Source organism: Streptomyces sp. NBC_00286, from assembly GCF_036173125.1.
GTDB lineage: Bacteria > Actinomycetota > Actinomycetes > Streptomycetales > Streptomycetaceae > Streptomyces.
This window is the reverse complement of sequence record NZ_CP108054.1, coordinates 7,253,685-7,273,052: the sequence shown is the minus strand read 5'-3', so window position 1 is coordinate 7,273,052 and position 19,368 is coordinate 7,253,685. Positions and strand designations below refer to the sequence as shown.

The following is a 19,368-nucleotide window of genomic DNA, read 5'->3' as shown; positions in this document are numbered from 1 at the left end:
GGCACGACCATGGCGGGACCCGTCCTGGAAATGCGCTCGATCGTCAAGACCTTTCCCGGCGTCAAAGCGCTGTCGGACGTCACACTGACCGTCCAGCAGGGCGAGGTCCATGCCATCTGCGGGGAGAACGGCGCCGGTAAGTCGACCTTGATGAAGGTCCTCTCCGGCGTCCACCCGCACGGAAGTTACGAAGGGGACATCCTCTTCGAAGGTGAGATCTGCACCTTCAAGGACATCAGGGCGAGCGAGCAGCACGGCATTGTGATCATTCACCAGGAGCTTGCCCTGGTGCCGTATCTCTCCCTCGCGGAGAACATCTTCCTCGGCAACGAGCACGCCACCCGCGGGATCATCAGCTGGAGCGAGACGCTGAAGCACGCCACCGAGCTGCTGCGGCGGGTCGGTCTCAGCGACCACCCCGACACCCGCGTCGCCGACATCGGCGTGGGCAAGCAGCAGCTCGTGGAGATCGCCAAGGCCCTCTCGAAGAAGGTGAAGCTGCTCATCCTCGATGAGCCGACCGCGGCCCTGAACGACGAGGACAGCGGCAAACTCCTGGATCTCATCCTGGAGTTGAAGAAGCAGGGCATCACCTCGATCATCATCTCCCACAAGCTCAACGAGATCCGCAAGGTCGCGGACTCGGTGACGATCCTGCGCGACGGCCGCTCCATCGAGACGCTCGATGTGAAGGCCAAGGAGACCACCGAGGACCGGATCATCAGCGGGATGGTCGGCCGCGACCTCGAGCACCGCTTCCCGGAACGCACCCCGCACGAGCCGGAGGTGGGCGCGGCTCCGGCCCTGGAGATCCGCAACTGGACCGTGCACCACCCGATCGACCAGCAGCGCAAGGTTGTCGACGATGTGTCGATCCAGGTGCGGCGCGGGGAGATCGTCGGCATCGCGGGCCTGATGGGCGCCGGGCGCACCGAGCTCGCGATGAGCGTCTTCGGGCGTACGTACGGCCGGTACCACGGCGGCAAGGTCTTCAAGGACGGCAAGGAGATCCGTACGAAGCACGTGCCCGAGGCGGTCAAGCACGGCATCGCGTACGTCACCGAGGACCGTAAGCACTACGGGCTCAACCTCATCGACACCATCGGCCGCAATATCTCCCTCAGCGCGCTGGGGAAGGTCTCCAAGCGCGGTGTGGTCGACGAGCACGCGGAGCGCCAGGTCGCCGAGGACTTCCGCAAGTCCATGAACATCAAGGCGCCGACCGTGTTCGAGCAGGTGGGCCGGCTCTCGGGCGGTAACCAGCAGAAGGTCGTCCTCAGCAAGTGGATCTTCGCCGGGCCCGATGTGCTGATCCTGGACGAGCCGACCCGCGGTATCGACGTGGGCGCCAAGTTCGAGATCTACACCGTGATCGATCAACTGGCCGCGCAGGGCAAGGCGGTCGTCTTCATCTCCTCCGAGCTGCCGGAACTGCTCGGTATGTGTGACCGCATCTACACGATGGCCGCGGGGCGGCTGACCGGCGAATTCTCGCGTGCGGAGGCCACGCAGGAAGTGCTGATGCGCCAGATGACGAAGGACAAAGAGGTAACCCGATGAGCACCGATCTGACCGCCAAGAGCCCGGCCCCCGCGCCGGGCAAGGACGCCGCCGGTGGCGGCGGCCTGCTCCAGCTGATGCTGGACGGCATGCGCCGCAACATGCGGCAGTACGGCATGCTGATCGCCCTCGGTCTGATCGTGGCCCTGTTCGCGGTGTGGACCGACGGCGACCTGCTTCTGCCGCGGAACGTCTCCAACCTGGTGCTGCAGAACAGCTACATCCTCATCCTCGCGATGGGCATGATGCTGGTCATCATCGCGGGCCATATCGACCTGTCGGTCGGCTCGCTCACCGCGTTCGTCGGCTCGATAGCCGCGGTGCTGATGGTCAAGAACGACTTGCCGTGGCCACTCGCGGTGGTGCTGTGTCTGCTGCTGGGCGCCGCCGCCGGTGCGATGCAGGGCTTCTTCATCGCGTATCTGGGCATTCCATCGTTCATCGTCACCCTCGCGGGCATGCTGCTCTTCCGCGGTCTGACGGAGATCTTCCTGGAGGGTCAGACCCTCGGCCCGTTCCCGCAGGGGCTGCAGAAGGTCGCCAACGGCTTCCTGCCCGAGGTCGGCCCGAACACGAACTACCACAACCTCACCCTGCTGCTCGGCTTCGCCCTGATCGCCTTCGTGATCTACCAGGAGGTGCGGGACCGCAAGCGGTCGCAGGAGTTCTCGCTCGAAGTGCCGCCCTTCAAGCTGTTCGTGCTCAAGATCGTGGCGCTGGTCTCCGCTCTGCTCACGGTGACGCTGCTGCTCGCCAGCTACAAGGGCGCCCCGGTGGTCCTGCTGATCCTCGGTGTGCTGGTCGTCGGCTTCGGCTACGTCATGCGCAACGCGATCGTCGGCCGTCACATCTACGCGATCGGCGGCAACCTCCCGGCGGCCAAGCTGTCGGGTGTGAAGGACAAGAAGGTCACCTTCCTGGTCTTCCTGAACATGGGCATGATGGCGGCCCTGGCGGGTCTGGTCTTCGCCGCCCGCTTCAACGCGGCCTCGCCCAAGGCCGGCCTCAACTTCGAACTCGAGGCGATCGCCGCCTCGTTCATCGGCGGCGCGTCGATGAGCGGCGGCGTCGGCACGGTCCTCGGCGCCATCATCGGCGGCCTGGTCCTGGGTGTGCTGAACAACGGTATGAACCTCGTCGGTGTCGGTACCGACTGGCAGCAGGTCATCAAGGGCATGGTGCTGCTGGCGGCGGTCGGCTTCGACGTGTGGAACAAGCGCAAGGTCGGCTCGTAAGAAATCCATAGGGCGTACGGGGGTCCGAAAGGGCCCCCGTACCCATGTCCGCCCACGGCCACAGGAGGCAGAAAGCCCGTGAAGGAGCTCTTCGGCAAGCTCGCCGACGGCACGGAGATCTACCGCTGGTCGCTGGAGAACGGCGGCACCCGCCTGAAGGTCCTCTCCTACGGCGGCATCGTGCAGTCCCTGGAGATCCCCGACAGCCGCGGCCGGTACGCGAACGTGTCCCTCGGCTTCGACACCATCGAGGACTACGTCGCCTCCAGCCCGTACTTCGGCGCGCTGATCGGCCGGTACGGAAACCGCATCGACCAGGGCAGGTTCACCCTGGACGGCAAGGCGTACCAGCTGGACGTCAACGACGGCGCGAACAGCCTGCACGGCGGCGCCGAGGGCTTCGACAAGCGGGTGTGGGACATCGAGCCCTTCACCGAGGGCTCCGACGTCGGCCTGTACCTGCACTACACGTCCGCCGACGGCGAGATGGGCTTCCCCGGAACGCTGAAGACAAAGGTCTCGTACACCCTGACCGCGCAGGGCGACTGGCGTATCGACTACGAGGCCACCACCGACCAGGCGACGGTCGTCAACCTCACCAACCATGTGTACTGGAACCTCGCGGGCGAGAGCAGCGGCTCGGTCTACGACCACGAGCTGGAGATCGCCGCCGCCCGCTACACCCCGGTCGGCGAGGGCCTCATCCCCACCGGTGAGCTGGCCCCCGTCGCGGGCACCCCCTTCGACTTCCGCGTCAAGAAGACCATCGGCCAGGACCTCCGCGAGGCGCACCAGCAACTGCTGTACGCCCAGGGCTTCGACCACAACTGGGTGCTCGACAAGGGCATCACGGCGAAGCCGGAGCACATCGCGACGCTCCGCGACCCGGCCTCCGGCCGCACCCTGACGGTCTCGACGACCGAGCCGGGCCTGCAGTTCTACTCCGGGAACTTCGTCGACGGGACGCTCGTCGGCAGCGGCGGCTCCGTCTACCGCCAGGGCGACGCGCTGTGCCTGGAGACCCAGCACTTCCCGGACTCCCCGAACCAGCCGGGGTTCCCGTCCACGACGCTCCGGCCAGGCGAGACGTACCGCTCCACGACTCTCCACTCGTTCGGCCGCTGAAACATGGTGGGGAGAACAAATCTCCCCAGCTTTCCCATGAGTTGAACACCGAGGCATCCACGTCCGTAAAGGAGAGCGGCCCGCATATGTCCGCGCGGGCCACCCCCACGGACGGAGGGTCCATGGCCGACAACGTCACCTCGCTGTTCCGCACCGGCGCGCACAGCCCGTCAATGGCAGCGCTGGCACGAGAGAGCGGCGGGGAGTCGGGTCCGCTGGACTTCTGCATCCCCTGCAATCCGTACTTCCCCACACCGGCGATGTTCGAGGAGCTGACGCACCGGCTCCGCGACATCATCACGTTCTACCCGAGCAGTGCCGACACCATCACCGGTGAGCTGTGCAATCTGCTCCAACTGCCCCCGCAGTGCGTGGCGATGGGCAACGGGTCGACCGAACTGATCACCTGGATCGACCACTTGCTGGTGCGCGAGTCCCTGGCCATCCCCGTCCCCACCTTCGGCCGCTGGACCGACCAGCCGATGGAGACCGGCAAGCGCGTCGACATGTTCCCGCTCCAGGAGAGCAACGGCTTCGCCCTCGATCCGGCGCAGTACATCCAGTTCATCCGCTCCCGGGGCAGCAGAGTCGCGGTCATCTGCAACCCGAACAACCCCGACGGCGGCTTCCTGCCCCGCCAGACGATCCTCGCCTTCTGCGACGCCCTCGCCGATCTGGACCTGATCGTCATCGACGAGTCGTTCCTGGAGTTCGCCGACGCGGAGGCCGAGCCGAGTGTCGTCGAGGACGCGGTGATGCGCCCCAACGTGGTCGTGCTGCGCAGCCTCGGCAAGAACTTCGGCCTGCACGGCATCCGCTTCGGCTATATGGTCGCGAACCCCTCCCTGGCCGGCCGGATCCGCTCCATGCTGCCCAAGTGGAACCTCAACTCCTTCGCGGAGACCGTGGTGTTCATGCTCAGAGACCATGGCGCCGAGTACATGGAGAGCCTGCACCAGGTCCGCCGTGACCGCCTCGACATGTCCCGCCAGCTCTCCCAACTGCCCGGCCTGACGGTGTATCCGTCCCAGGGCAACTTCCTCTTCGTGCGCCTCCCCGTGGGCGCCGAGGGCACCGTGGTCCGGGATCAGCTGCTCACCGAGCACCGGATCCTGGTCCGCGAGTGCGGCAACAAGATCGGCTCGTCCAGTCGCTTCCTGCGACTCGTGGTCCGGCCTCAGGTGGATGTGCGTCGCCTGGTGTCCGGCCTGGAGTCGGTGCTCTACGGGTCCAGGAGGGGAGCCGCCGTGCCCGAGCTGAACAACAACTACAGCTCAGGTACGGCGGCCGTGGATCGCCTGGTCAGCTCCACGAACGGGTCGGGCATGCAGGGGCTGGCCGCGGCGGCCCAGGGGCAGGGCCAGCAACAGCAGCAGCCGCAGTTGGCGCCGGTCGCTCAGGCTCAACAGCCTCAGCAGCAAAGGCAGTTGGCGCCGGTCGCTCAGTGGCCGCAGCAGCAACAGCAACCGCAGCAGGCGCCCGTGGCGCAAGGGCGGCAGCAGCAGGGGCTGCTTACCGCTGTGGGCGCCATGGGTCAGGGTCAGGGTCAGGGGCAAGGGCAGGCACAGGGACAGGGACAGCAAGGTATGGGCCAGCAGCCTCAGCAGCAGCCCATGACCGCCATGGCTCAGGCCCAGCAGCAGGCCGGCCTGAGCCCGGTGGGCGCGGGCCAGCAGCAGCCGGGCCTGAGCCCGGTGGGCGCGGGCCAGCAGCAGCCGGGGCTGAGCCCGGTAGGCGGTGGCCAGCAGCAGCCAGGGCTGAGCCCGGTGGCCGCGAACGGTCAGCCGCAGCAGGAACCGTGGCTGACGCCCGTGGGCCAGCAGCAGCCTGGGCTGACTCCGGTCGCCCAGCCCGGTCCGCAGCCGATGCCACAGCCCACGCGCTGGCCGGCCGCCGCCGCATCCCGGGGCACGCCTTGGCCGGAAGCCCCCGCGAACAACCGGGTCGGCTGACCGACGAGCCGGACCGGTTGCCCGGAGGCCTCGCTCTTCCCGCGACGAGGCCTTCGCCGGCCGGGAGGATCGGGCGAGTCGCCCAGGACCTTCGCCAGCAGGTCCCATATCCTCCCGGCCGCGGTGGCGCTCCGCTGGGTTGAGCGGTTTTGAAGCTGCGGGTTCGTTGTGGCTTGTCGCTCCCCCACTCTCGGCTGCGCTCGAGCGGGGGGACCCCCATCGCGGCGGAGCCGCATATGTCACAGCCCCGCGCCCCTATCGGGGCCTGCGGCCCCTCAAGCGGGCGCGGTACTGCACCGGACGCGACCAAGGCCGCCCTGTCCGGCAGTAGCTGCCACTGCTGGCAGCACGGTCAGTACGCAACGGGCCATCCGCTGCTCCAGTTCAGGAGGTTGACGCCGAGCTTGGGAGTCCCGTTGTCCTGGCCGTCGTACGCCCGGCCGCAGCGCGTCGTAGACCCCTCGCAGGGTCTCCTGCCAGGCCTGCGGGTCGACGATGGCCTGGGCTGCATTCCCCGTCATGGTCGCGAGGTCAACTTGCAGCGGCGGAAGGGCTGTTGCATCGCCATGGATCCAGCGCACCCGGTCGGCGCCTGGCTTGGCCCAGGCCACATCGAGGGACGCGCCGGCAGGATCCACACCGACCACCTCGACCCCGCGATCGGCCAGCAGAAGCGCGAACACGCCCGTCCCACAACCGACATCCAGCACCCGACGCGCTCCGAACTCCTCCACCACACCCACGTACGCATCGAGATCGCTGCGATCGGAATCGAGCGCGTCGTAGATCGCGGCGAGCCGCGGATGCCCGAACAACTCGTCAGCCATACCGCCGAACGTATCCGGAGGCGACACTCAGCGGCTGCTCATTTTCGCCCGAGCTGCTGCGTGAGCAACTCCGCCAAGCCGTCGGCGAATTCAGTGAGCCGGTGCAATTGTGGTCCGCTGCGGGCGACACGGAATCTGTGGCGGCGGCCGTGGAGCGCGGCCTTGGCGGCATGGAACTGGGCCCATTCCAGCGATCGCGTACCGCGGTTCGGAGGCGTCGGGCGATGCGCTCGCACTGCCACGGGGATTCGCCAACAGCATCCTCTACTCGCGGCGCAGAGGGGCCGGTTCGCCGGGGAGGCCACGATCTCCGCGCGCAGTTCCCGGGCTGCAGCGGCGATGCGCTTGCGGCTGCTCATCAGGGCCCGTCAGTGGTGCGGGGTGGCGATGGCGGCGAGCTCCGTACCGGGGCGGACGGAGAGTCCGTTCATGCCGTAGATGATCTTTCCGGTGGCGGTGGCGGTGACCTTGTGCTCGGTGCCGTCGATCGGGTCGATGATGCGGCCGATGGTCTGTCCCTCGGTCACCTCGTCACCGGTGACCGCGTCCGGGTACCACAGACCGGTGACCTGGGATGCGGCATCGCCCGCCCAGATCCAGTCGCGCGGCTGCACGGTCGTCGGCTTGACGTGCTCCGACGCCTCGATGACACCGAGGTGGTGCAGGAGCCGGTACAGGCCGTCGAGCAGCCTGCGCACGGTGGCGGGGTCCCGGTCGCCGAGCTTTCCGGTCTCGACGAGGATCGCGGGGACACCCTGCCGGTTCGCCGCGGCGTGGCTGTTGCCGCCGTCCGGGCTGGTGCCGAAGATGACCCGCTCGTATCCGACCGCGTGGGCCATTCCCCTGTTCTTCGCATCCAGCTCGGCGTCGCCGGTCAGGCGGTAACCGACGAAGTCGAGCAGATGCTGGTCGATGCCGCCGCTGTGCAGGTCCACGTAAGCGTCGGCGCCGTCAATCAGGTGCTCGAACAGCCAGGCCGCCATCCGGTCGGTGGGGCCGCCGTCCTTGTCGCCGGGGAAGACGCGATTGATGTTGACGCCGTCCAGCGGGGAGATGTTGAGCCTGCCCCCGTAAACGGCCGACGGATTGGCCACGGGGCAGATCACCAGCTGGCCGGCGACGTCGTCCGGTTCCAGCAGCCCGGCCAGGCGGGTGGCGGCGTCGACGCCGATGAACTCGCCGCCGTGGACGCCACCGGTGACCACGACCCTGGGGCCCGGACGGGAGCCGTTGACGAGGATCAGGGGAACCTCCGCCGTCGTGGGGCCGAGGTCGGCGGACAGAACCCCGCGGGTCTTCTGGCCGGGCTCGGCACGCAGCGGGCCGATGGTCAGGGTCATGTGTTTCCTCTTTCTGGCTCAGGCCGCGGTGGGCCGTTTGTGGTGATGAAGTCGATCGGCTGGGTGGTGCGGCCCGCCAAGCGAGGTCCGCGGCGATGCCGCCCATGGCGGGCGAGAGCTTGAAGTCGTGGCCGGAGAAGCCGGCCAGCAGGGCACTTCTCGCGTTTCGCGGGCCACTCCCGTTCATTGCCTCAGTGGACGGTTGCCCGTCTCAGGACTGAACGGCCGAGCGCAGCTCGGGCAGGGACAGGACCTCGTCCAGCACGTCGACGTAGAGATCCACGTGCTCGCGGCGGAAGGTCAGGGGCGGTTTGATCTTCAGTACGTTGTCGTGCACGCCATTGGGGAAGACGATGACGCCTCGCTCCTTCATGAGCTCGGTGACCATGAAGGCCTGCTCGGTGGCCGGCATTTTGGTGGTGCGGTTGCGGACCAGTTCGACGCCGAGGTAGAGCCCTTCTGCCCGTACATCACCGATGAGCGGTTGGCGCTGCTGGAGCTCGCGCAGCGACTGGGCGAAGTACCCGCCCACGCTCACGGCGTTCTCCCTCAGCCCATCCTGCTCGACGATGTCGAGCACGGCCTCGCCGATCGCGCAGGAGACCGGGTTGCCGCCGAAGGTGTTGAAGTACTTCATGCCCGTGTCGAACGCGTCGGCGATCTCCCGAGTCGTGACCACCGCCGCAAGGGGATGCCCGTTCCCGAGCGGCTTGCCCATCGTGACGATGTCCGGGACCACCCCCTGGAGCTCGAAACCCCACCAGGGCCCGAGTCGTCCGACGCCGACCTGGACCTCGTCGGAGATGCACAGGGCGCCAGCTCGCCTGGCAGCGGTGAACACGCCATCGAGGTAGCCGTCGGGGAACACGATGTTCCCGCCCGATCCCATCAGGGACTCGGCGATGAAGGCGGCTGGGGGTCGGCCGTCGGCCGTGATCCGCTCGATGACAGCCGCGGCGTCGCGCGCGTACTTGGCTCCGGCGTCCGGGTCGTTGTACCCGTAGGTGCTGCGGTAGCGGTCCGGGATGACGACTTCGTGGGTGGTCGTGGGTGCACCGGCGCCGCCGGGGCCCTTGTAACGGTTCGGGCTGATCCCGGTCACCACGCCGGTGTTTCCGTGGTACGCGCCGTCGATGTTGACGATGTGCTGACGACCTGTCACCTGGCGCGTGATCCGCAGCGCCAGGTCGTTCGCCTCGCTGCCCGTGCACACGAGGAAGACGACCTCGAGCGGGTCGGGCAGCGTGGCTACCAGCTTCTGCACGTAACTGGCGATCTGCGGGTAGACGAAACGGCTGTTGGTGTTGAGCTTGCGCAGCTGGCGGGTGGCGGCGGCCGTCACCCGTGGCTCGGCATGGCCGACGTGGGTGACGTTGTTCAGCGAGTCCAAGTAGGCCAGGCCATCCTCGTCGTGGAACCACACCCCTCGCCCACGCACAAGGTTCATCGGGTTGCGGTAGTAGTTGCGCTGGGAGCGAGCGATGTGGCGACGGCGCACTGAGACGACGTCGTCGATGGTGGGGACCGCGGCGGGGGATTCGGTGAGCCCGAAGAGCCGGGCGGGGTCGGGTGACAGGTGGCTCCACACCTGCCGTGCGGAGGGCGGCACGGTACGAGGCGGCGGCCACATGGCCATCCGTGCGGTGCGGTGGACCTGCACCTGGACGCGGGGCCCGAGCGGGTCCGTCTCATCGCTCGCGCCGACGCGTCCCAACGGCGCCCCGGCCGGGACTCTCGCCGCAACGGGCGGCGAGTCGTCGAGTCCCCACCAGCAGGTCCAGAACTCCAGCCCCTCGACCGCATGTCGCAGCACCAACGGCATACCGGGGCCACCGCGGGCCTCGACGACGCCGGACAGCGGGCCGGCAACCTCCTCGGCGTCGGCCACGATCAGCAAGCCGCCGACCTGGACCGTCGCGGGCTCGTCGGCTCCCGGGCGGCGTCGGCCCCCCAGGAGCAGCGATGCGCTGAGGTGGGGCGCGTAGCCCCTCCGCCGCCGTCCGTCGAGGACGTCGTCGATGCTCGCACGCACCGCACTCGCTTCGTGCCAGTCGACTTCGTCGTAGAAATCACTTGCCGGTCGCAGGTCGAGCAGTTGCGGGGGCGGTGCCTGCGGGGCGCCGTCTCGGGCCGCCTCTGCCAGAACCTCTTCCAGACCCCGCTGCTCCCGCGTCCGGGGAAGCCCACACGCGACCCTGAACGTCGCCTCGGCGACGTCGGGGCAGACCTCGGCCACCTGCGCGATCGCCGGCCAGGTGTGTTGCACGCGGGTCCGCCCGTACGGCGTGCCGCTCTCGGCGACCCGGCGCGTCCACGTCACGGCGTTCATGCACAGCCGGGCGGCCGCCAACGGATAGACAGCCGCCAGTTCCTCAGCCGTGAGGGGGAGCACCGAGTGGAAGCCGGCCACGACTTCGGCCGCCGCAGCGAGCGGGTCGGCCTTGCGGACCATGGCGTAGCCCGCCGCGATCGCCACCTCTGCCGCGCGCACACTGTAGAGCGAGTCGCCCAGGTCGACGATGCCCGAGATCCGCAGCACCCCGTCCTCGTCGGCGTCGGCCAGAACGTTGGCGTCGTTGAGATCCTGGTGTACGACGCTCCGCGGCAGTCGGTCCCATGCCGGCAGGAGATCGTCGTACCAGCCCATGATCGTGCGCACCGACTCCCGCCGGTCCGCGTCCTGTACAGCGTGCAGCGATGCCTCGACGATCTCGGCGGCCCGGCGCATGTCCCAGTCGTGCGGTTCCAAGCCCACCGGTGGCTCCACGCTGGAGAGTCCGAGGCTCAGCCGCCCGGCGGCTTCTCCCAGCTGACGCAGAAGCGCCGCGGGGTGGTCGTCGAGATCCGCCAGGACCCGGCCCTCCATCCAGCTCATCACGCGGACCACGTGCGTTCGGCCCTCGTGGACGACGTCGGCAAGGCACTTCCCCTCGCGCGTCGGGACCAGTCGTGGCACCGGAAGGTCGGGAACGGTGGAGGCCAGATGCTGGAGGAGCGAGTTCTGCCAGAGGACGTCGGCCGAGTCCGGCTCGGCGCGGGTGACCCGTACGAAGTAGCGCATGCCGTCATCGCCGGTGATCCGGACGTTCTGGTCGACCTCCCCTCCCAGGGGGTGCTGGACATATCCCTCGAGTCCGAAGGACTGCCGCAGCACGTGATCGAGGAGCGAGCCCGGCAGTTGGCCGGTGTGACCGGGGATGGTCGTTCCGTCCTGGCCGGTGGTGGTCGCTGAGGTCATCGGTGCGTTCTCTCTCTCGTCGTCAGGTCGCTCATCACGCACCGTGGGCCTGCGTCACGACGCGGACGCGCTCCAGCACCTGGTCGGCGATCAGGTCCGAGGTGGGTCGTCCGTCAAAGGCGGAGCGCTCATCGAGACCGGTCATCAGCTCACGCGGCGGCGGTCATGACGTCCCAGGTGAGCTCCGGTCAAGGTGACGGACTGGGAATCAGGTGATGCGTCAGTCAAACACCGCGGAGAATCCGGCAACAAGGGACGCGAGGCCGCGACATCGACCCTGTATTTTGTGCCTGTGCACAATTACTGTCAGGGAGCCCCACCGGCAGGTCAGCGGGAGAGGCGCTCCTCGTGAGCGGCCCGGGACGCCGTCAGGGTGGGGCCCGCCACGACGCCGTGCAGGCGATCGCGCGCCGGCTCCTCGAGGAACGACTCGACGAACTGACCTCTCGTGCTCTCGAACAGCTGGAAGCCGAGGAGGCCGCCTACGCGTCGGCGGACTGGGACCCGGTCCAGAAACGGGAGGGGATGCGACGAACCCTCGAACTCGCCCTGACCCGGCTGGCCGGCGGTCCCGTGCCCCAAACGGTCTCGCGCGCCAGCGAGGACGTGGGGCGCGAGCGAGCGGAGCAGGCGTTTCCCCTGACCGCTCTGATGCACTCCTTCCAGCTGGACCTCAGGACCCTGTGGGAGGCCGTGCTCGCGGAGGGGCGAGCACGTGGCATCAGCGCCGATCCCGACTTCCTCGACGGGTTGATCCGCGTCTGGGAGGCGACGGACGCCAACAGCGTCGAGGTCGTCGACGCCTACCGCCGCACCGAGCGCGACCTGGCGAGCCGTCGTACGGAGGTGCGCAACCGCGCCTTCAGCCGCCTCGTCCTGGAAGGGGAGCAGGATCCCTCCACGGTCGCCGAGGCCTCGACGTTGCTGGGCTTCGCCGAGCACGTCGCCCTGACCGTGGTCGTGGTCGAATCCGTTCCCACCGGGGACCCGGCTCTGTCCCAGGTCGACGATGCGCTGCGTCGGGGCGGCCTGCTGCGTCACTTCGGATGGATGGGCGACGAGCTCCTCGGCATCATCCGTCACGGACAGTGCGATGAAGAGGCCATGCTTGCCATGCTCCGGCCGTTCGCCCCGTGGCGCTGCGGCGTCGCGGAAGTCCCCGGGCTGGCACTGACGGCGCGGGGCATCCGGTTCGCACGAGCCGCGATCCGCAGCTCCGCGCAGCCCGGAGTACGGCACGTGGAGGGCCACTGGATCGGGGCGATCATGTCGGCGCAGGAGGAGCTCACCGGTGCGATGGCCACCGGCGTGCTGCGCCCACTCCTCGCGCTCCGCGACCGCGACAGCATCGTCGAGACCCTGCGCTGGTACCTCGACCTGGGCTCGGTCTCCGAGGTGGCCGCACGCACCTACCGTCACCGGAACACGGTGGGCAATCGCCTGCAGGCCGCGGAAGAGGCGACCGGGCTGAAGCTGTCCCGACCGAACGACGCCGCCCGGCTGGTTCTCGCCCTGGCTTGGCTGGAGACGGACGCGGGCGCCCGCTTCCGGGCGACGGTGTCCTGATCCACCGATTGCTGGACGGGGTGGGGCAACCGGCCGGAGGCCGCGACCGAGAGAGCTGGAGCCAAAGCGTGGCGGTCAGAGGCCACATGCCCTTCATGGGGACGGCAGTCTTGGCGGCCGGCGGCCGACAGCCCGGTCATGCCGCGGGCAGCAGCGCGAAGCGGCCGCGGTTCGCGCCGGAGCCGCTCGCGGTGCCTCTCAGAAGCTCATTCGGTTCGGGCAGGAACTGCCACGGGTCCCCGACAGGAAATTGTGCACAGGCACAAAATACGCGGTCGATCTCGCGGCCTCACGTCCCTTGTTGCCGGATTCTCCACGGTGCTTCACTGACGCATCACCTCGAGCCGGAGAGAGGCTCATCGCACTCGGAGCAGTAATAGTGCTGCCGCCGACTACCTGATCAGCATTCGCCGTCCCCGGCCCTGTCCGGGGCTCGTCCTCCAGCGGCGGCCCCTCGGGCCCCCTCAGTCCCCATGCCCCCATGCCCCGACTCCCGGTGAACGGGGTGTCCAATATGCCCGGAAAGAGGTTGAACATCATGCGTCAGATCGTCACCTTCGATGCCTACGGCACCCTGGTCGACTTCCAGCTCGGCCCCACCACCCTGAAGCTCCTGGCCGACCGGCTGGACCTGGACGGCCTGAACGTCGACGAGTTCCTCGACGACTTCCGCGTCATGCGGTTCCAGGCCGTCCTGGAGGCCTACCGCCCCTTCCGCGAGGCGCTGCCCTCCAGCCTGGAGATGGCCATGCGTCTGCACGGCCTGGAGTACCGGAAGTCCGACGGCGAGGCCCTGGTCGCGGCCGTGCCCACCTTCGGCCCCCACCCCGAGGTCCCGGCCGCCCTGCGGGCGCTGAAGTCCCGGTACGAGATCGCCATCATCTCCAACACGGACGACGACCTCATCGCCCAGAACCTGGCCAACATCGGCGTCGAGTTCGACCACGTCATCACCGCCCAGCAGGCCGGCGCCTACAAGCCCGACCGCCAGGCCTTCGAGTACGCCTTCCAGACCATGGGCGTCGAGCCGTCCCAGGTCATCCACGTCGCCCAGGGCTGGGAGTACGACCTCATCCCCACCCGCGACCTCGGCCTCGCTCGCCGCGTGTGGATCAACCGCTACGACCGCCACAGCGGCAGCGCCGACTACCAGCCCTACGACGAGCTGACCGACCTGTCCGGCCTGCCGGCCCTGCTCGGCTGCTGAGGCCGGGACCCAGAGAGACACCCCTGGATGACCAGGAAGACCCGAGGACGTACGTCATGAAGCAGATCCCCTACTGGCTCGACACAGCCCCTGCCTTCCCCGACCGGACCGGCAAGCCCCTGCCCGAGCAGGCGGACCTGGTGGTCATCGGCGGCGGCCTCACCGGCCTGTCCACCGCCTACCACGCGGCACGCAAGGGCGCCCACGTCGTCCTCATGGAGAAGGACAAGGTCGGCTCCGGCGCCTCCGGGCGCAACGGCAGCATGTGCACCCAGGGCATCACCATCGGAGTCGGTGAGGCCCGCAAGCGCTACGGGCAGCCGCGGGCCAGGGAACTGTACGACGCCTTCCGCGAGGCGGTGGACGTGGTGGAGGAGCTGACGGTCAAGGAGCAGATCGACTGCGACTTCCACCGCGTAGGGCGTCTGGGAGTCGCGTTCAAGCCGCAGCACTTGGAGAGCATGCGGGCCACGCAGCGCGACCTGGCCGACAACTTCGGCCACGACACCACGCTGCTGAGCAAGAGCGATCTGCGTGCCGAGCTGGGCTCCGACTACTACCACGGAGCCCTGCTCGACCCGCTCAGCGCGCACCTTCACGTCGGCAAGTACGTCCATGGCCTGGCCGAGGCCGCCGAACGCGCCGGGGCTCAGATCCACGAACGCAACGCCGCCACCGCGCTGCACCGCATCCCCGAGGGCGGTTTCCTCGTCGAGACCCTGCACGGCACCATCCGCGCCAAGCAGGTCATGGCGGCCACCGACGCCTACACCGACAAGGCCATGCCCTGGTTCCGCAAGCGGCTGATCAACGTCGGCAGCTTCGTCATCGTCACCGAGCCACTGGGCGAGGAACGGGCCCGGCAGCTCATCCCCAACAACCGCGTGGTCGTGTCGTCCAAGAACATCGGCCACTACGTCCGAATCACCCCGGACAACCGCCTCGCCTTCGGCGGCCGGGCCCGCTTCGCCCCCTCCGACCCCGCCTCGGACGTCAAGAGCGGTGACGTCCTGAAGCGGGAGATGACCGAGATCTTCCCGCAGATGGCCGGGGTGAAGATCGACTACGTGTGGGGCGGCATGGTCGGCTTCTCCTACGACCGCGTTCCGCACGCGGGCGAGGCCAACGGCCTCTACTACTCCATGGGTTACTGCGGCCACGGCGTCCAGATGGCCACCTACATGGGCCGCGCCATGGCCGAGGTCATGGACGGCCACCCGGAGGCCAACCCCATGCGCGGTTTCGGCTTCCCCAAGGTTCCGGTGCCGTTCTACAACGGCACCGCCTGGTTCCTGCCCTTCGCCGGGGCGTACTACAAGGCCAAGGACCGGCTGCGCTGACCGACAGCGATTCATCGGATGGGCCAGTGGCGGTGTCCGCCCGCCACTGGCCCATGCCATGTCGCTTCCGGCACTCGAAAAGCGCGGTCGCGGATCTCGCCACCGGGCTCGACGGCTGCCGTCCAGACCGAGGCGGGGTGTGAAAGCGCGAGGCCAAGGGCGCACATCGAGGCCACGGCGGCTCGTCCGCTGCTCCGCGGGCGCCCGCACTGTACGGGAGGCGCTGGGGCGAGCGAGCTGCGCGGCCATCCAGGTGCGGGGTCGACGAGCGCCCCGAGGTCCCGGCGGTGAGGAGCGTCATCGAGGCGGCCCATCGGGCGATCCGTCGCTCGGGCTACCTGTACTTCATCGGGGACTGACCGTGTGCCGGTGCGCGGTCATCAGGCCTCCGTGAGCAACTCCGCCAGTCCATCGGCGAATTCGGTGATCCGGACCAGTTGTGGTCCACTGCGGGCGACACGGAATCCGTGGCGGCGGCCGTGGAAGGCGGCCTCGACCGCGTGGAACTGGGCCCAGCGTCGGGCGCGTTCGCGATCGACCTCCGCGGACTCGGCGAACACGTCCAGCGCGCGGCGGACCGCCTTGTGCAGGTCGGGCACCTGGAGGAGCCGTAGGGCGAGCGCCTTGAGCAGCGTGCCGCCGTCGTAGGCGGGATCGCCCGCGTAGCCCTTGGGGTCAACGGCCAGCCAGGGCTCGCGGTCGGCGCGCAGGATGTTGCGGGCGTGCAGGTCGCCGTGGATGACGGTGTCCGGCTGGGTTCGGCCCAGTTCGCGGACCGTCGCCAGGGCGGCGTCCAGGACATGGCGCGGCAGGGTGTGCGGCAACTCCTCTGCGTCCCGGCGCAGTTGCTCGTCCCAGGCGTCAACCTGCTCGCGCAGGCGGGGCAGCCCGGATGGTGCGGGGACGGCCAGGCGGCGGCTGAGCCGGCCGGCCACCGTCACCACCTCGTCGTCGTCCTCGACCTCGGCCAGAGTCGACGTCCTGGCCCGCTCCAGCAGCATCGCGAACCGCTCGTCGTCGCGCTCGTACAGCCGGACGGCCCCGCGCCCACCCCACACCGCGAAGGCGTCCGGTTCATGGACGTTGCCGGGGTGCGGAAACGACACCTTCAGGACAGCGGGCCCCTCGGCCCGCCGTCGCACCGGGACGATGACGCCGACACCCCCGTGCATGACCTCGCCGTCGGGCACGCACTCCCAGCGCCGCAGCAACTCGCCCACGATACGGGGCAGTTCGGCAAGCCATGCCGCTCCAGCCTCTCCCTCACGGTCGACCGTGCTTCGCGCGAACGTCTCTGGTATCCGAATCACCCGGGCACCGTAGTACGCCCCAGCAGCCACGCCTCACTGCCCCGCAAGGTCATCGGATGGCTGGGGATGCTGCCCCACCTGCCCACTGCCCACCTGCCCACCTGTCGATCACCCGCGTCCGACCGGGCGCGGCGAACCCCCGGCACCGGCCAAGCTCGTCAGCTTCCGGCCGGTACCGGGGGCCCGCCGTGCGCTCAGCAGATCCGGTGGACCAGCTGACTGGTCAGTTCGTAACGCGCGCCGACTATGGCCAGCTTGCCCGCGTCCACCCTGGCGGCGAGTTCGGGCTCCGCCGCCAGCCGCGAGCGGACGAGTTCGACGTTGGCGTCCACCGTCGCGTCGACGCGGGCGTCGCCTTCCTGGCTGTGATCGATGGCCGGGCTGATCTGGTCGGCCAGGTACTGCATGTGGGCGGGCAGTTCCTCGCCCGACTCGTCCGCCTGGATCGCCGCCTTCACGGCGCCGCACGACTGGTGCCCGAGCACCATGATCAGCGGTATGTCCAGTTCGAGCACCCCGAAGGCGACGCTGCCGAGCACGGCCTCGTCCAGAACCTCACCCCCCGACCGCACCGTCATCAGATCGCCGAGACCCTGATCGAAGGCCAGCTCCGGCGGTACGCGGGAGTCGATGCATCCGAGCACGACAGCGAAGGGGTGCTGACCCGACGTCAGCGACTGCCTGACGGCCGGACTCTCGTCGGGATGCCGCTGACGGTTGGTGCGCCAGCGGTGGTTGCCCGCCGCGAGTTCCCGCAATGCTTCCTGCGGCGTGGTCGGCCGGGAGCGCATGCTGCGGACCGGGGTTGCGGCGGCAGCAGTAGGGGTGCCGAGGGCGAGACCGGCACCGAGGACGGCGGTGCCGGTCAGCGCGGCGCGGATCAGCGAACGCCGTGCGGGAGCGCTCCCGTCGGCGAGAGTCGGCGTGTGGCCGACAGCTGTGTGGGGTATGAGTTCAGACTTCACAGGGAGGAACGTACGTCTGGATTTCGACCCCGGGCGTCCACCTGGCTGGATCTTGACCGCCGTGATCCAACCTTGGGTGTTTCCATCCCAGACCGTTGCCGGGCTTTCCCAGAGCATTGCCAGGCTTTTGAGAAACCCAGGCAACCGATTTCAGCCAACGCCTGCGGGACCGTCCGCGAGCCCCAGAACACCCCGGCCGTGCGCGATGCCCCGCCACGCGCTTCGCGCCCCATGACATATGTCATCCGCGGACGTGCCAACGCCACGCGTTCACATGCGGGTTCGGCACTACTGGCGGGCCCGGCACGGTCGCAGTCTGGACGTGTGGGTTCAGGCCGCCGTGACGGGTCGCCGCTCCTCGACGGACTCGGTCTCCGCAGCCTGCTCCTTGCGGTAGGCGCGGATCGAGTACGTCAGGGCGGCGGCCCACAGCGCGTACAGGAGTACGTAGACGGGGGTGGTCAGCGAGCTGGACGCGCCGACCCAGTCGCTCTTCAGCAACGTACGGACATTCGTCACGATGATGACGCCACCGACCGCGGACCCCAGAACGCGCGGCGGAACCAGCCGCACCAGCCAGGCCGCGATCGGCGCCGCGATCAGCCCGCCGAGGAGAAACGCCGCGACCCAGCCCCAGTTGAGTCCCTGCGAGCCGAGCGAGAAGAGGAAGCCCAGGCTCGCCGCCACCGCGACCAGGAACTCGCTCGTGTCGATGGAGCCGATCACCTTGCGCGGCTCCATACGTCCGCTGGCCAGCAGCGCTGGCGTACCCACCGGCCCCCAGCCGCCCCCGCCGGTCGCGTCCAGGAACCCGGCGACCACGCCGAGCGGCGACAGGAACCTCTTGCGCAGCGGCTTGCCGAGGTTGCCCTTGGGCATGCCGCGGAACGTGAACCGGGACATCACGTACAGCCCGAGCCCGAGCAGGATGAGCGACATCACCGGCTCGGCGACCTCGGTGGACAGCTTGGACAGCACGGTCGCGCCGAGGAAGGCACCCACCGCCCCCGGCACCCCGATCTTGGCGACGACCTTCCAGTCCACGTTCCCGAACCGCCAGTGCGCGGCGCCGGACATCAGCGTCGTACCGATCTCCGCGAGGTGAACCGTGGCCGAGGCCGCGGCCGGGTTGGTGCCCATCGCGAGCAGCAGGGTGGTCGAGGTCACGCCGTAGGCCATGCCCAGGCTGCCGTCCACGAGTTGGGCGCCGAGGCCCGCGAGGGCGAGCAGTACCAGGGTGCGCATACGAGTCCGTCCCGCCTTTCCTAGCTTTCCTACCGGTTGAGTAGGGATCGACCGGGCCGACAGTAGTGGCTCAAGCTGAGAAGAGGTTAAAAACGATGTGAAGACACCTTGGAGTCGGGCCACTTCCGACAACGGGCGCCCCGCCTCTTCAGCGGATCTGCCCTCATCCGCGCACCTCGGACAACTCCCTGTGCGAGCCCGCCCCTTGCGAACGAATCGTCGTTGCGGAGGGCTGGGGCCGGAGATGAGAATGCCTGGAGGTGCCGGGTGGTCATCCCGGCGAAGTGTCGGAGGCGCTGCATTGTGAACGCCGCATCTGAGCGGTGCGCCTTGTTCTGCGCGCCAGACGCCGACCACTTCGCTTCGCCCACCGGCTGACTGCTTCGTTCGCGGTGGGCGCTTCCCCTCATGGGAGACCACCGCAGTGTCCGAAGATTCCGTAGATTCCTTGCCCGGTG

The 19,368-nt window shown here is 68.8% G+C and carries 11 protein-coding genes and 2 pseudogenes; 7 read left to right on the top strand and 6 right to left on the bottom strand.

Annotated features, from left to right (window positions below; genetic code table 11):
- Positions 1-9: 9 nt before the first annotated feature.
- The 4 genes and pseudogenes from mmsA (at position 10) to OHT21_RS32970 (ending at position 5,872) form a co-directional block, all read left to right on the top strand.
- The gene (gene mmsA, locus OHT21_RS32985; protein WP_328771909.1) at positions 10-1,560 is read left to right on the top strand and encodes a multiple monosaccharide ABC transporter ATP-binding protein; all 1,551 of its coding nucleotides are present in this window, start codon (positions 10-12) and stop codon (positions 1,558-1,560) included.
- On the top strand, positions 1,557-2,795 hold the full coding sequence (gene mmsB, locus OHT21_RS32980; RefSeq protein WP_328771908.1) for a multiple monosaccharide ABC transporter permease: 1,239 nt from the start codon (positions 1,557-1,559) through the stop codon (positions 2,793-2,795). Before mmsA ends, mmsB begins: the two co-directional genes overlap by 4 nt.
- 57 nt (positions 2,796-2,852) lie before the next feature.
- Positions 2,853-3,920: pseudogene (locus OHT21_RS32975) on the top strand (aldose epimerase family protein); the annotation flags it as partial.
- Between the two features lie 122 nt (positions 3,921-4,042).
- Positions 4,043-5,872: a pyridoxal phosphate-dependent aminotransferase gene (locus OHT21_RS32970; RefSeq protein ID WP_328771906.1), complete on the top strand. Its 1,830-nt coding sequence runs from the start codon at positions 4,043-4,045 to the stop codon at positions 5,870-5,872.
- A 427-nt stretch (positions 5,873-6,299) separates the two neighbouring features.
- Here the strand turns inward: OHT21_RS32970 and OHT21_RS32965 are convergent.
- The 3 genes and pseudogenes from OHT21_RS32965 to OHT21_RS32955 form a co-directional block, all read right to left on the bottom strand.
- Positions 6,300-6,699 (bottom strand): annotated as a pseudogene (locus tag OHT21_RS32965) (class I SAM-dependent methyltransferase); the annotation flags it as partial.
- A gap of 368 nt (positions 6,700-7,067) precedes the next feature.
- Positions 7,068-8,039, bottom strand: a complete 972-nt coding sequence (locus tag OHT21_RS32960) for a succinylglutamate desuccinylase/aspartoacylase family protein (protein WP_328771905.1) — start codon at positions 8,037-8,039, stop codon at positions 7,068-7,070.
- Between the two features lie 211 nt (positions 8,040-8,250).
- Entirely contained in the window at positions 8,251-11,277 is a 3,027-nt protein-coding gene (locus OHT21_RS32955) for an aminotransferase class III-fold pyridoxal phosphate-dependent enzyme (protein WP_328771904.1), read from the bottom strand.
- A gap of 348 nt (positions 11,278-11,625) precedes the next feature.
- On the opposite strand from OHT21_RS32955, the gene OHT21_RS32950 reads away from it, so the two are divergent.
- From OHT21_RS32950 to OHT21_RS32940, 3 genes are all read left to right on the top strand, one after another.
- Positions 11,626-12,843, top strand: a complete 1,218-nt coding sequence (locus OHT21_RS32950; RefSeq protein ID WP_328771903.1) for a PucR family transcriptional regulator — start codon at positions 11,626-11,628, stop codon at positions 12,841-12,843.
- 538 nt (positions 12,844-13,381) lie between these two features.
- On the top strand, positions 13,382-14,050 hold the full coding sequence (locus tag OHT21_RS32945) for a haloacid dehalogenase type II (RefSeq protein ID WP_328771902.1): 669 nt from the start codon (positions 13,382-13,384) through the stop codon (positions 14,048-14,050).
- Positions 14,051-14,106: 56 nt separating this feature from the next.
- Positions 14,107-15,390: an NAD(P)/FAD-dependent oxidoreductase gene (locus tag OHT21_RS32940; RefSeq protein WP_328771901.1), complete on the top strand. Its 1,284-nt coding sequence runs from the start codon at positions 14,107-14,109 to the stop codon at positions 15,388-15,390.
- A gap of 380 nt (positions 15,391-15,770) precedes the next feature.
- Here OHT21_RS32940 and OHT21_RS32935 read toward each other — a convergent pair whose 3' ends face one another.
- The 3 genes from OHT21_RS32935 to OHT21_RS32925 form a co-directional block, all read right to left on the bottom strand.
- The gene (locus OHT21_RS32935) at positions 15,771-16,700 is read right to left on the bottom strand and encodes an aminoglycoside phosphotransferase family protein (protein WP_328771900.1); all 930 of its coding nucleotides are present in this window, start codon (positions 16,698-16,700) and stop codon (positions 15,771-15,773) included.
- Between the two features lie 194 nt (positions 16,701-16,894).
- On the bottom strand, positions 16,895-17,665 hold the full coding sequence (locus OHT21_RS32930) for a carbonic anhydrase (RefSeq protein ID WP_443050463.1): 771 nt from the start codon (positions 17,663-17,665) through the stop codon (positions 16,895-16,897).
- Between the two features lie 330 nt (positions 17,666-17,995).
- Complete coding sequence (locus OHT21_RS32925; RefSeq protein ID WP_165345628.1) at positions 17,996-18,910, bottom strand: sulfite exporter TauE/SafE family protein; 915 nt, start codon at positions 18,908-18,910, stop codon at positions 17,996-17,998.
- Positions 18,911-19,368 lie beyond the last annotated feature (458 nt).